This window comes from Mycobacterium heidelbergense (assembly GCF_050205645.1).
Lineage (GTDB): Bacteria > Actinomycetota > Actinomycetes > Mycobacteriales > Mycobacteriaceae > Mycobacterium > Mycobacterium heidelbergense_A.
In genome coordinates this window covers 1-12,205 of sequence record NZ_JBNMQT010000042.1, presented here as the reverse complement: position 1 = coordinate 12,205, position 12,205 = coordinate 1, and the positions used below count along the sequence as shown (strand labels likewise).

13 protein-coding genes and 2 pseudogenes are annotated in these 12,205 nt (G+C 68.5%); 12 read left to right on the top strand and 3 right to left on the bottom strand.

Annotated elements, in window-relative coordinates; all coding sequences use genetic code 11:
• From ACQI5H_RS24245 to ACQI5H_RS24230, 4 genes and pseudogenes are all read left to right on the top strand, one after another.
• Positions 1-323, top strand: a pseudogene (locus ACQI5H_RS24245) (hypothetical protein); the annotation flags it as partial.
• A 44-nt stretch (positions 324-367) separates the two neighbouring features.
• Positions 368-1,456, top strand: coding sequence for a PPE family protein (locus ACQI5H_RS24240; protein ID WP_427081834.1), 1,089 nt, complete (start codon positions 368-370; stop codon positions 1,454-1,456).
• A gap of 75 nt (positions 1,457-1,531) precedes the next feature.
• Entirely contained in the window at positions 1,532-1,828 is a 297-nt protein-coding gene (locus ACQI5H_RS24235) for a WXG100 family type VII secretion target (RefSeq protein WP_427081833.1), read from the top strand.
• Positions 1,829-1,859: 31 nt separating this feature from the next.
• Complete coding sequence (locus ACQI5H_RS24230; protein ID WP_427081832.1) at positions 1,860-2,144, top strand: WXG100 family type VII secretion target; 285 nt, start codon at positions 1,860-1,862, stop codon at positions 2,142-2,144.
• Between the two features lie 50 nt (positions 2,145-2,194).
• Here the strand turns inward: ACQI5H_RS24230 and ACQI5H_RS24225 are convergent, their stop codons facing one another.
• From ACQI5H_RS24225 to ACQI5H_RS24215, 3 genes are read right to left on the bottom strand one after another with little or no spacing between them, the layout of a single operon-like run.
• Positions 2,195-3,211 carry a zinc-binding dehydrogenase gene (locus ACQI5H_RS24225; protein ID WP_427081831.1) on the bottom strand — a complete coding sequence of 339 codons (1,017 nt, stop codon included), beginning with the start codon at positions 3,209-3,211 and terminating at the stop codon, positions 2,195-2,197.
• Entirely contained in the window at positions 3,211-4,404 is a 1,194-nt protein-coding gene (locus ACQI5H_RS24220) for an LLM class flavin-dependent oxidoreductase (RefSeq protein ID WP_427081830.1), read from the bottom strand. The genes ACQI5H_RS24225 and ACQI5H_RS24220 overlap by 1 nt, the downstream gene beginning before the upstream one ends.
• Positions 4,401-5,381: an alpha/beta fold hydrolase gene (locus tag ACQI5H_RS24215; RefSeq protein ID WP_427081829.1), complete on the bottom strand. Its 981-nt coding sequence runs from the start codon at positions 5,379-5,381 to the stop codon at positions 4,401-4,403. Before ACQI5H_RS24215 ends, ACQI5H_RS24220 begins: the two co-directional genes overlap by 4 nt.
• Positions 5,382-5,471: 90 nt before the next feature.
• Between ACQI5H_RS24215 and ACQI5H_RS24210 the strand changes: the two genes are divergently transcribed.
• The 8 genes and pseudogenes from ACQI5H_RS24210 to ACQI5H_RS24175 all read left to right on the top strand — a co-directional run.
• Positions 5,472-5,888: a VOC family protein gene (locus ACQI5H_RS24210; protein ID WP_427081828.1), complete on the top strand. Its 417-nt coding sequence runs from the start codon at positions 5,472-5,474 to the stop codon at positions 5,886-5,888.
• Between the two features lie 221 nt (positions 5,889-6,109).
• Entirely contained in the window at positions 6,110-8,449 is a 2,340-nt protein-coding gene (gene ftsH, locus ACQI5H_RS24205; RefSeq protein WP_427081827.1) for an ATP-dependent zinc metalloprotease FtsH, read from the top strand.
• A gap of 15 nt (positions 8,450-8,464) precedes the next feature.
• Positions 8,465-9,085, top strand: a complete 621-nt coding sequence (gene folE / locus ACQI5H_RS24200; RefSeq protein ID WP_427081826.1) for a GTP cyclohydrolase I FolE — start codon at positions 8,465-8,467, stop codon at positions 9,083-9,085.
• Positions 9,082-9,922, top strand: a pseudogene (folP, locus tag ACQI5H_RS24195) (dihydropteroate synthase); the annotation flags it as partial. The gene folE and the pseudogene folP, both read left to right, overlap by 4 nt.
• A gap of 24 nt (positions 9,923-9,946) precedes the next feature.
• The gene (gene folB / locus ACQI5H_RS24190) at positions 9,947-10,297 is read left to right on the top strand and encodes a dihydroneopterin aldolase (protein ID WP_427081835.1); all 351 of its coding nucleotides are present in this window, start codon (positions 9,947-9,949) and stop codon (positions 10,295-10,297) included.
• Positions 10,294-10,830: a 2-amino-4-hydroxy-6-hydroxymethyldihydropteridine diphosphokinase gene (folK, locus tag ACQI5H_RS24185; RefSeq protein WP_427081825.1), complete on the top strand. Its 537-nt coding sequence runs from the start codon at positions 10,294-10,296 to the stop codon at positions 10,828-10,830. Before folB ends, folK begins: the two co-directional genes overlap by 4 nt.
• Positions 10,830-11,306, top strand: a complete 477-nt coding sequence (locus tag ACQI5H_RS24180; protein ID WP_427081824.1) for a DUF3180 domain-containing protein — start codon at positions 10,830-10,832, stop codon at positions 11,304-11,306. The genes folK and ACQI5H_RS24180 overlap by 1 nt, the downstream gene beginning before the upstream one ends.
• A gap of 85 nt (positions 11,307-11,391) precedes the next feature.
• The coding region (locus ACQI5H_RS24175) for a DUF6779 domain-containing protein (protein WP_427081823.1) at positions 11,392-12,205 on the top strand (814 nt) is incomplete at its 3' end.

Here is a 12,205-nt window from a genome sequence, read left to right as displayed (position 1 = left end):
CCCACCCGGGGTCCGCGCCTCCTGTCGACGCTCAACCGGCCACACCGGCCACGGGCGCGTCCGCGACGCCTGTCGACGCTCAACCGGCCACACCGGCCACGGGCGCGTCCGCGACGCCCGTCGACGCTCAACCGGCCACGGCGGGAGCCGAGCACACGGAACCGTTGCCCGCATACAAGGACCCTGCCGCGCCTGCGTATAAGGACCCCGCGGTGCCGGAGTACAAGGAGCCGCTGCCCGCCTACAAGCACCCGTTGCCCGCATACGAGGAGCCCGCGGCGCCCGTCTACAAGGCGCCGTCTTACAAGGTGCCGGCCAAGTAGCGCTTTAACACAAGAACAAACGAATCGAAGAAAGGGATATATCAATGGATTTCGGTGCGTTGCCTCCGGAAATCAACTCCGGGCTGATGTACGCCGGCCCGGGATCGGCGCCGATGCTCGCCGCGGCCGCGGCCTGGGAGGGGCTGGCCGCCGAGCTGCGCATGGCCGCCGCGGGCTACGGCTCGGTGATCCTCGAACTGGCCGACGCGGGGTGGCAGGGTCCGTCTGCGGCATCGATGGCCACCGCCGCCGCGCCCTACCTGGCCTGGATGCAGAGCACCGCGGCGCAGGCCGAGCAGGCGGGGATGCAGGCGGCCGCGGCGGCGGCCGCACACGAGGCGGCTTTTGCGGCCACCGTGCCCCCGCCGATGATCGCCGCCAACCGGGCCCTGCTGATGACCCTGATCGCGACCAATTTCCTGGGCATCAACGCCGCCGCGATCGCGGCCACCGAGGCGCACTACGGCGAGATGTGGGCCCAGGACGCGGCCGCGATGTATGCCTATGCGGGTGCCTCGGCGGCCGCGGCCATGCTCACACCGATGGCGCCGGCCCCGGCCACGACCAATCCGGCTGGGGCGGCCGCCGGCGCCGTCCAGGGGATGACTACCCAAGCGGCCAACAACGCGTTGACATCCGCATCGACACTGGCCGGCCCCGTCGAATCCGGCGTCGGCAGTTTCGGCGACGTACTCGGCGGCCTCCTCGGGCAGGGCGGGGGCACCTCGGGGCTGAGCGGGATGGAACAGCCCGCCGCTCTGGGTCTCGGCATGGCGGCGCGGGAACCATTGGTTGGCCCTCGACCAGTGCTGCCCGACATGGAACGGTTGTCTCCCGCGCTGGCTCCCGCGCGCGTTCCGGAGATGCCGGCGCGGCTGATGCCGTCGGCCGCGCTGGGCCAGGCCACTTCGGTCGGCGGCCTGTCTGTCCCGCCCGGATGGACCCCTGCGGGACAAGCGGTCTCGGCCGCGGCCACGCCTGATGTCGCTCCGGCTGCCGGCGCCCCCGCGGGTGCACCGATGATGGCCCGGGGCATCCCCGCGAGCACCGTCGGGGGCATGGAGATTCGCGGATCCGGCGCCGTCGAGGCGCCCCGCGTAGTCGTACTACCGCGCACCAGTCTCGTCGGATAACGGAAAGGGGGACAAGCGCTTTCGTTTATCACTGACCACTCACCACACACCACAACTCATTCAAGGAGACCATTAATGACCACACGATTCATGACCGATCCGCAACTGATGCGGGACATGGCGGGCCGTTTCGAGATGCACGCGCAGACCGTGGAGGACGAGGCCCGCAAGATGTGGGCGTCGTCGCAAAACATCGCCGGCGCCGGCTGGAGTGGGACCGCTCAGGCGACCTCGCTGGACACCATGGGCCAGATGAATCAGGCGTTCCGAAACATCGTGAACATGCTGCACGGAGTCAGCGACGGACTGGTTCGCGATGCCGGCAACTACGAGCAGCAAGAGCAGGCCTCCCAGCAGATTCTGGGCAGCTAACCAACCGACCGAACAACAGGAGACTTTTACGATGACGATCAACTATCAATTCGGCGACGTCGACGCCCACGGCGCCCTCATCCGCGCACAGGCCGCATCGCTGGAAGCCGAGCACCAGGCTATCGTTCGCGATGTGCTTGCCGCCGGCGACTTTTGGGGCGGCGCCGGCTCGATGGCCTGCCAGCAGTTCATCACCGACTTGGGCCGCAACTTTCAGGTGATCTACGAGCAGGCCAACGCGCATGGGCAAAAGGTCCAGACCGCGGGCGGCAACATGGCCAACACCGACAGCGCCGTGGGATCCAGCTGGGCCTAGTGGCGATCGCAAGCGCGGCGTAGCCGGGCGCGGCGGGTCGCCACCATGGCCTAGGGAGTGACGAGAATCTTGCAGTGCCGCTCGGGGTCGGCGAGGTCATCGAAGGCCGCGCCGACCCCGTCCAGGCCTACCTCGCCGGTGATCAGCGGGGTGACGTCGATGTCGCCTTCGGCGAGGGCGCGCAGTGAGTCGGCGAATTCATCCGGGCTGTAGGCGAGGACGAACTGCACGTTGATCTCCTTGGCGATCGCGAAGAAGGGATGCACGGTGTCGGGCTGCATACACACCCCCGCGACGACCAGCCGGGTGCCCGGACGCGCCCGCAACAGCACGTCGTCAAGGATTCCCGGCACCCCGACCGCCTCGAACACCACCGCCGGCTTGACGCTGTCGAAGGGCGAGCCCTGCGCCGGATCCAGCGTCCGATGCGCGCCCATCGCGGTCGCCAGCTCGCGGCGCTTCGGCGAAAAATCCGATGCCACAATGGTTTCCACGCCGCGGGCGCGAAGCGACGCGATGATCGCGATGCCGATCGGACCGCAACCGAGCACTAGGGCCGTCTCCCCCGGCGCGATGTTCGACTTGTTGACCGCGTGCAACCCCACCGCCATGGGTTCGGTCAGCGCGGCATGCTTGAAATCGAGGCCGTTCGGGATCGGCATCAGCAGCGGGGCCGATAGCAGCATCCGTTCGGCGTAACCGCCGACCGTCGTGTTGCTATAGACGATGGGCTCGACGCCCTTGCTGGACAGCAACACGGGAAGCGAGGTGACCAGCGTTCCCGGGGGATGTGTTTCGGTGTCCGGCCCGGCCTCGAGTACCTCGGCGCTGAACTCGTGACCCATGAAGATGTCCCGACTCAGGTCGAGGCTCATCCCACCCGCGGCGTCGCCACCCATCCGATCGGTCAGCGCCATCACCTCGGACCCGTGTGCCGCGAAATGTAAGTCAGAACCGCAGATTCCGCACGACCGGACCGCGACCAGCACCTGGCCGGATTCGGGAACCGGGTCGGGGACGTCGTCGCGGTAGACCATCCGGCCGTCCCGCAATACCGAGGCGCGCATCAGCTCTTCTCGCTTTCCAACTTGTGCTCGTCGACATGCTCGGTGATGGCCTTCACCACGGCCTCACCGGCGCGGCCGATCAACTGATCGCGGTGGCCCTTCGCCCAGTCGTGAGACGACCGCGACGCCTGCAGCTGTCCCTTGAAATGGGGAATCACCTTGCGGGCCATCAGGTCATAACAGTGGTACGTCGCTTCGGGCGACGCCCAGTCGTGACCGAGCATGAGCAGCGTCCCGAAGCCCCCCGAGCGTTCGAGCAGATCTTCGATGTGCGCGATCGCGTCGTCGGGCGTGCCGATGCAGCAATTGCCTTTGGCCGCATAGTCTTCGACAAATTCGTGGGGCGTCTGCGCGCCGTCGACCGTGTTGGCCAGCGGAACGAACCCGGCGGCGCCGAAATAGTTGGCGAAGTCCTGCAACCCGTAGGTGCAGTCGTCGATCGCCTGGTCGCGGCTATCCGCGATGTGCATGATGCTCAGCACCCGCCAATCGGCTCGGTCGGGCTCGTCCCGGCCGACTTTGTCGGCCTGTTCGCGAACCACCTCCCAGGTGTTTTCCAGGGCGGCGTAGCCGCCGGGCACCGACATCGACAGTGACAGCAGCGACGTGCCGAGGGCGCCGGCCAGGCGCGGCCCGGACGGCGAAATCATTGCGGCCGTGGCGATTTCCGGATAGGGCCAGGTGTAGGGGCGGATATGCAGCTGGGCGTCGCGCAGCGTGAACCAGTCGGAGTGGCAATCGATTCGCTCGTCGGGCGCGGCGCGAAACAGGGCGAGGATCGCCTCGAGGGACTCCTGCATCATCCGGCGCTGCTCGATCGGGTCGATTCCCATCATGTAGGCGTCCGACGGCAGCGCGCCCGGGCCGGTACCGAACATGGCCCGGCCGCGGGTCAGGTGGTCCAGCAGCACCCAGCGATCGGCCACCATGAGCGGATGGTGATACGGCAGCGAGACCACACCGGTTCCCAGCCGGATGTGCTTGGTCCGCTCCGCCGCGGCCGCGATGAACACCTCCGGGCACGCGATCAGCTCGTAACCGCCGGAGTGGTGTTCGCCGAACCACGCTTCGTCGAAGCCCAGGCGGTCGAGCGCGACGACACGCTCCATGTCGTATTCGAGTGCGACCGTTGGGGATTGGCCGATCGGATGAAACGGTGTGATGAAGACGCCGAAGCGCAGGGGGGCGTTCATCGCAGCTCCAATCCGTCGAGGAAGTCCAGCAGTGCCGCATTGACCTCGTCGGGTCGCTCTTGCTGCAGCCAGTGTCCCGCGCCGTCGAGCATCACCTGACGGTACGGCCCGGAAACCACCTGCGAAGCGCGGTCGGCGCGGGTGAAGGACAGCACGGGATCGGCCGACCCGCCGATGAACAAACACGGCACCGAGATTTTCGCGCCGTCGAGTTCGGGGGTGGTCTCCCAGTTGCGGTCGAAATTGCGATACCAGTTCAGCCCGCCGGTGAATCCGGTGCGGGAGAACTCTTCGATGTAGCGGTCGAGCTCGTCCTGGCTTATCCAGTCCGGCAGCCCGTCGGGCTCGGGAAGGCGATCGATGAAGCCCGCCGGACCGGGGGTAGCCATCCGCACCAGCGCGTCCTGGCCACCGGATGCCCGCAGGCCGCCCATCATGCGCCGAATCACCCTGGCGGGGTCGGCGTTGAGTTCGGCGTCGGCGACGCCCGGTTCCTGGAAATACAGGATGTAGAAGAAGTTTTCGCCGAATAGCTTGCGCCACGCTTTGGTCGGCGCGACGTGCGAGCGGGGCAGCGGCGGGACGCTCAACCCCACTACCGCCGAGACCCGGTCGGGGTGCAGCAGCGGCGCATGCCACGCCACGGGGGCACCCCAGTCGTGACCGACCCAGACGGCGCGTTCGGCGCCGACGTCATCGAGCAGCCCGACGATGTCGGCGGTCAACTCGTGAATGTTGTAGGCCTCGATCGCATCCGGAGCCGACGACCCGCCGTAACCGCGCTGATCGGGCGCCAACACGTGGTAGCCCGCCTCGGCGAGGGCCGGAATCTGGTGCCGCCATGAGTAGGCCAGCTCGGGAAAGCCGTGCGCCAGGACCACCGTGGGCGCGCCGCGGTCCCCGGCTTCGACGACCCGCAACTGCACACCATTGGTGTCTACTAACCGTTCGGTTGATAAGGGCTTAGACGAGGGCATGCCTCACCAAATCACAACGCCGGTGGGCTGAGAAGGCCTGACATCGTGGTAGATATCGCGGCAAGACATCTCAACGAAAGGTGACTCGGCGTGAAGCGGCTGGACCATGTCGTCTTGTGGACGAAGGATGCGCGCGCCTCGATGGACTTCTACACCCGGGTGGTCGGGCTCGCGCCCGTGCGGTTCACCGAGTTCGAGGCCGGTGACGCGCCGTTTCCGAGCGTGCGGGTCAGCGAGGACTCGATCATCGACCTCTCGCCGATCGATAGCGCTGGCGCGACCGAATCCCTCACGAAGGTCGAGGGCAGCGCGGGCCATCCCGTCAATCACGTCTGCCTGGCGCTGTCGAAGTCCGAATACGACGCGCTGGACCGCCGTCTGCAGGCCGAGGGCGTGGACACCAGCGCGCGGCTGAACCGCACCTACGGAGCCCGAGGATGGGCGCCGCAGGGCTACTACTTCCGCGATCCCGACGGCAATGTCATCGAGGCCCGCTACTACGAGTAGGCGCCCCGCCGAATGTGCGGCCAGCCGCACGCTGGGCGACGAGCGTGCGGCGAGCCGCACACTCGGCCGCCCATCGGGAACAGCCGGTCGTTGTCTGTGCAGATGGTGGCGACCCGCTGCGCCCCGGCTCCACCGGCGCTGGCGATCGCCACGAGCGGTAGCCTGGACTTTTCCAGCTGCGTGTGGATAGGGAAGGACTTGGCCGCAACGGCCGATGATTGATGAACCGGAAAAACGTGATTCGCACCGTGACGGCGATCGCCGTCGTGGTGCTGCTCGGCTGGTCGTTCTTCTATTTCAGCGACGACACCCGCGGGTACAAGCCCGTCGACACCTCGGTGGCGATGGCACAGATCAACGGCGACAACGTCAAGAGCGCGCAGATCGATGACCGTGAGCAGCAATTGCGGTTGACCCTCAAGAAGGGCAACAACGACACCGAGAATTCGGACAAGGTCATCACCAAGTACCCCAGCGGGTACGCCGTCGACCTCTTCAACGCGCTCAACGCCAAGAACGCGAAGGTCAGCACCGTCGTCAACGAAGGCAGCATCCTGGGCGAGCTGCTTGTCTACGTGCTGCCGCTGCTATTGCTGGTGGGCCTGTTCGTGATGTTCTCGCGCATGCAGGGCGGCGCCCGGATGGGCTTCGGCTTCGGCAAATCGCGCGCCAAGCAGCTGTCCAAGGACATGCCCAAGACCACCTTCGCCGACGTCGCGGGCGTCGACGAGGCGGTCGAGGAGCTCTACGAGATCAAGGACTTCCTGCAGAATCCCAGCCGGTATCAGGCGCTGGGCGCCAAGATCCCCAAGGGCGTGTTGCTGTACGGGCCGCCGGGAACCGGCAAGACGCTGCTGGCCCGCGCGGTCGCCGGTGAGGCCGGGGTGCCGTTCTTCACGATCTCCGGCTCGGACTTCGTCGAGATGTTCGTCGGGGTCGGCGCATCGCGGGTGCGCGACCTGTTCGAGCAGGCCAAGCAGAACAGCCCGTGCATCATCTTCGTCGACGAGATCGACGCGGTGGGCCGCCAGCGTGGCGCCGGTCTCGGCGGTGGCCATGACGAGCGCGAGCAGACGCTGAACCAGTTGCTGGTCGAGATGGACGGTTTCGGCGACCGCGCCGGCGTCATCCTGATCGCGGCCACCAACCGGCCCGACATCCTCGACCCGGCCCTACTGCGGCCCGGGCGCTTCGACCGGCAGATCCCGGTGACCAACCCCGACCTGGCCGGCCGCCGCGCCGTCCTGCGGGTGCATTCCAAGGGCAAGCCGATCGCCCCGGATGCCGACCTGGACGGGCTCGCCAAGCGCACCGTCGGCATGACCGGTGCCGACCTGGCCAACGTGATCAACGAGGCGGCGCTGCTGACCGCGCGTGAGAACGGCACCGTCATCACCGGCCCGGCCTTGGAGGAGGCGGTGGACCGGGTGATCGGCGGGCCACGCCGCAAGGGCCGGATCATCAGCGAGCAGGAGAAGAAGATCACCGCCTACCACGAGGGTGGGCACACGCTGGCGGCCTGGGCGATGCCCGACATCGACCCGGTCTACAAGGTGACCATCCTGGCCCGCGGGCGCACCGGTGGGCACGCGGTGGCGGTGCCGGAGGAAGACAAGGGCCTGCGGACCCGCTCGGAGATGATTGCGCAGTTGGTGTTCGCGATGGGTGGGCGCGCCGCCGAGGAATTGGTGTTCCGCGAGCCGACCACCGGCGCGGTGTCGGACATCGAGCAAGCCACCAAGGTCGCCCGCGCGATGGTCACCGAATTCGGCATGAGTTCCAAGCTCGGCGCGGTCAAGTACGGCACCGAACACGGCGACCCCTTCCTCGGCCGCACCATGGGCACGCAGGCCGACTACTCACACGAGGTCGCCCGCGACATCGACGACGAGGTGCGCAAGCTGATCGAGGCCGCGCACACCGAAGCGTGGGAGATCCTCACCGAATACCGCGACATCCTCGACACCTTGGCCGGCGAGCTGCTGGAAAAGGAGACCCTGCACCGCGCCGAACTCGAGGGGATCTTCGCCGGCGTCGAAAAGCGGCCCCGGCTCACCATGTTCGACGATTTCGGCGGCCGCATCCCGTCGGACAAGCCGCCCATCAAGACGCCGGGCGAACTGGCCATCGAGCGCGGCGAGCCCTGGCCCCCGCCGGTCGCCGAGCCGGCCTTCAAGGCGGCCATCGCAGCGGCCAGCCAGGCCGCCGAGGCCGCGCGCGTCGAGGCCGACCGAAATGCCCACGGCCCCAACGGTTCTCACGGTCAAGGCGAACGTCAGGGCGCGGCCCACGGCCCCACCCGGCCCGACTACGGCGCCCCGGCCGGTTGGCACGCGCCGGGCTGGCCGCCGCAGCAACCGCAAGGCCATTGGTATCCGCCCGCGCCGCCCCAGCAGCCGTATTGGCCGCAGCCGGCACCGAGCTACCCGGGCCAGGGCCACCAGTCTTATCCGCCCTATCCGCCCTATCCGCCGCCTGGTCAGCCCACCCCGGATACGCAGAAATCCCCTGACCAGCCGGATGAGGATGTGAGCCGGTCCAACCCGCCGGCCCACGGCTGACGAACGGAGGATTCGATGGCGTTGCCGGATCTGGGGCCGGGTTCCCGTCACGCGACGGGGCGCGTACGGAAGTTCGACCAGTCACGTGCCGAGGCCGCCATCCGCGAGTTGCTGATCGCGATCGGCGAGGACCCCGGCCGGGATGGCTTGCGGGAGACGCCGGCCCGCGTCGCCCGTGCCTATCGGGAAATGTTCGCCGGGCTCTACACCGACCCCGACAGCGTGCTCAACACGATGTTCGACGAAGAGCACGACGAGCTGGTGATCGTCAAAGAAATACCGATGTACTCCACCTGCGAGCACCACCTGGTGTCGTTTCACGGTGTGGCGCACGTCGGCTACATCCCCGGCAAGGACGGCCGGGTGACCGGCCTGTCGAAGATCGCGCGCATGGTCGACCTGTACGCCAAGAGGCCCCAGGTGCAGGAGCGGCTCACCAGCCAGATCGCCGACGCTTTGGTCCGGCAACTCGATCCCTCCGGGGTGATCGTCGTCGTCGAGGCCGAGCACCTGTGCATGGCGATGCGCGGTGTCCGCAAGCCCGGCGCCGTCACCACGACGTCGGCGGTGCGCGGCCTGTTCAAAACCAACGCCGCTTCTCGAGCGGAAGCGCTCGACCTCATCCTTCGTAAGTGAGTCCGGCGCCTGTGCAGGTCATGGGGGTTCTGAACGTCACTGACGATTCATTCTCGGATGGCGGGCGCTACCTCGATGCGGACAGCGCCGTCGCACATGGGCTCGCAATGGTCAGCGAAGGCGCGGGAATCATCGATGTCGGCGGCGAGTCGACCAGGCCCGGCGCAGCCCGCATCGACCCTCGGGTCGAGGCCTCGCGCGTGGTTCCCGTCGTCAAAGAACTTGCGGCACAGGGCATTACCGTGAGCATCGACACCATGCACGCCGACGTCGCGCAAGCGGCGCTGCAGAGCGGCGCGCGGATCGTCAACGACGTGTCCGGTGGGCGGGCCGACCCGGCGATGGCGCCGCTGGTGGCCGAGGCCGGCGCGACCTGGGTGCTGATGCACTGGCGCTCGGTGTCCTCCGACAGGCCGCACGAGGCCCCGCATTATTACGACGTGGTGGCCGAGGTGCGTTCCGAATTGCTCGCCAGCGTTGACGCCGCGGTCGCCGCGGGCGTGGATCCGGCGAAGCTGGTGATCGACCCCGGGCTGGGATTCGCCAAGACGGGACAACACAATTGGGCGCTGCTGCATGCCCTGCCGCAGCTGGTGGCGACGGGTGTGCCGGTGCTTCTGGGTGCCTCGCGCAAGCGGTTCCTCGGCACGTTGCTGACCGGTCCCGACGGGTCGCCGCGACCGCCCGACGGGCGCGAGACGGCCACCGCCGTGATTTCGGCACTGGCCGCGCTGCATGGGGCCTGGGGTGTGCGGGTGCACGACGTGCGGGCGTCGGTCGACGCGCTCAAAGTCGTCGGGGCGTGGACGCATGGCTGATCGAATAGAGTTGCGCGGCTTGGCGGTTCGCGGCCGGCACGGAGTGTTGGAACACGAGCGCGCCCACGGCCAGGAATTCGTCGTCGACATCACGGTATGGATCGACCTGGCCGACGCCGCGGCAAGCGACGAGCTGGCCGACACCTACGACTACGCCGCGCTGGCCAAGCTCGCCGCCGACGTCGTCGCCGGGCCGCCGCGCAACCTCATCGAAACCGTCGGGGGCGAGATCGCCGGGAAGGTGATGGACGACGAACGGGTGCACGCCGTCGAGGTAGTGGTGCACAAGCCGCAAGCGCCGATCCCGCAGCGGTTCGACGACGTCGCGGTGGTGGTCCGGCGGTCGCGGCGTGGTGGCCGCGGCTCGGTTGTCCCCGCGGGCGGAGCGCTATGACGCGGGTCGTCCTGTCCATCGGCTCCAATCTCGGTGACCGGCTGGCACGGTTGCAGTCCGTCGTCGACGGGCTCGGCGACGCGGTGCTCGCGGTCTCCCCGGTGTACGAGACGGACCCCTGGGGCGGCGTGGAGCAGGCACCCTTCCTCAACGCGGTGGTGATCGCCGACGACCCCGACCGCGACGGGCAGGCCTGGCTGCGGCGGGCCCAGGACTTCGAGCACTCAGCGGGCCGGGTTCGCGGCGAACGTTGGGGACCGCGCACCCTCGACGTCGACCTGATCGCCTGCTACGACGACACCGAGGTGATCGCCCGCGAGCCCAACCTGACGCTGCCGCATCCACTGGCGCACCTGCGCGCTTTCGTGATGGTCCCGTGGCTGGCCATCGAGCCGGATGCTCGGCTCACCGTCGCCGGGGGTCCGCGGCCGGTCGCCCGCCTGCTGGCCGAGCTGGAGCCGGCCGACCGGGAAGGCGTCCGGCTATCCGGCCTGACGCTGGAGTCCGCAGCGAGCCGGGAATCGCGGCGCTGATGGGCCCGACCAGGAAACGTGACCTGACGGCCGCGGTGGTGGGGGCTGCGGTGGTGGGTTACCTCCTGGTCATCCAGCTCTACCGGTGGTTCCCGCCCATCACGATCTGGACCGGGCTGTCGCTGCTCGCGGTCGCCATCGGCGAGGCGCTGTGGGCGCGCCACGTGCGGGGCAAGATCAACGAGGGCGAAATCGGCGACGGGCCCGGCTGGCTGCATCCGCTTGCCGTCGCGCGCAGCCTGATGGTCGCCAAGGCGTCGGCGTGGGTCGGCGCGCTCGTGCTGGGTTGGTGGGTCGGGGTGCTGGTGTACTTTCTGCCGCGGCGGTCATGGCTGCGGGTCGCCGCCGAGGACACCACCGGGACGGTGGTGGCGGCGGTCAGCGCTTTGGCGCTCGTGGTTGCCGCGCTGTGGCTGCAGCATTGCTGCAAATCCCCGCAGGATCCGACCGAGCACGGCGAGGGCGCGGAAAGCTGAAGCCCCGCCGGGGTCGCCGGATGGCCAGCGGCACGCCGGACCGGTGCGACACGCGGATTGACCTCGCACAGGTACTCTTCAGGCCATGACCGTTCTGTCCCGCGGCGCCCGGGTCCGGCGCGGCGGTCGCAGGCCGGGGTGGGTGCTCTTGACCGCGTTGCTGGTCCTCGCAATGGGGGCCAGTTCCGCACTGGTTTTCACCAATCGGGTGGAACTCCTCAAGCTCGCTGTAATCCTGGCGCTGTGGGCCGCAGTCGCCGGCGCGTTCGTGTCGGTGCTCTACCGCCGGCAAAGCGATGCTGATCAATCCCGCGTGCGTGACCTCAAGCTCGTCTACGACCTGCAGTTGGACCGGGAGATCTCGGCCCGCCGCGAATACGAGTTGACCGTGGAGTCCCAGCTGCGCCGTGAGCTGGCGTCGGAGCTGCGCGCCCAGGCCGCCGACGACGTCGCCGCGCTGCGTGCGGAGCTGGCCGCGTTGCGGACCAGCCTGGAGATCCTGTTCGACACCGACCTTCAGGACCGCCCGGCGCTGGAGACGCTCGAGACCGAGGCGCCCCGCGCACGCACCTACAGCGACTGGGAGCGAAACGGCGAGAGCGCCGATTGGGTGTCCAGCGATCGCGTGACGTCGGCCTACCAGGACAACCCGCACGGCCGCACCGACCGGCGGGCCGACGATGAGGCGATCATCGACGTGCCCGAGGAGCCGCTGTTGCCGCCGCGCCAGGCGCCGCCTCCGCGGGAGGCCTCCCGGAGCGCCTACGACGTCCCGCCCGAGGCTCCCTACCTGGTCTCGCAGGAACCCCCGTACATGGCCCCGCCGCCCGAGCCCGAGCAGCGATTCGAGCAGTTTCACCGTCCGCCGCCGCAACCCGCCGCACCGCCGCCCCCACCAC

Coding starts and splice junctions, on each gene's coding strand:
- folK (WP_427081825.1), top strand. CDS start 10,294: ATGACGCGGGTCGTCCTGTCCATCGGCTCCAATCTCGGTGACCGGCTG.
- ACQI5H_RS24225 (WP_427081831.1), bottom strand. CDS start 3,211: ATGCGCGCCTCGGTATTGCGGGACGGCCGGATGGTCTACCGCGACGAC.
- ftsH (WP_427081827.1), top strand. CDS start 6,110: ATGAACCGGAAAAACGTGATTCGCACCGTGACGGCGATCGCCGTCGTG.
- ACQI5H_RS24230 (WP_427081832.1), top strand. CDS start 1,860: ATGACGATCAACTATCAATTCGGCGACGTCGACGCCCACGGCGCCCTC.
- ACQI5H_RS24215 (WP_427081829.1), bottom strand. CDS start 5,381: ATGCCCTCGTCTAAGCCCTTATCAACCGAACGGTTAGTAGACACCAAT.
- ACQI5H_RS24180 (WP_427081824.1), top strand. CDS start 10,830: ATGGGCCCGACCAGGAAACGTGACCTGACGGCCGCGGTGGTGGGGGCT.
- ACQI5H_RS24240 (WP_427081834.1), top strand. CDS start 368: ATGGATTTCGGTGCGTTGCCTCCGGAAATCAACTCCGGGCTGATGTAC.
- ACQI5H_RS24235 (WP_427081833.1), top strand. CDS start 1,532: ATGACCACACGATTCATGACCGATCCGCAACTGATGCGGGACATGGCG.
- folE (WP_427081826.1), top strand. CDS start 8,465: ATGGCGTTGCCGGATCTGGGGCCGGGTTCCCGTCACGCGACGGGGCGC.
- ACQI5H_RS24220 (WP_427081830.1), bottom strand. CDS start 4,404: ATGAACGCCCCCCTGCGCTTCGGCGTCTTCATCACACCGTTTCATCCG.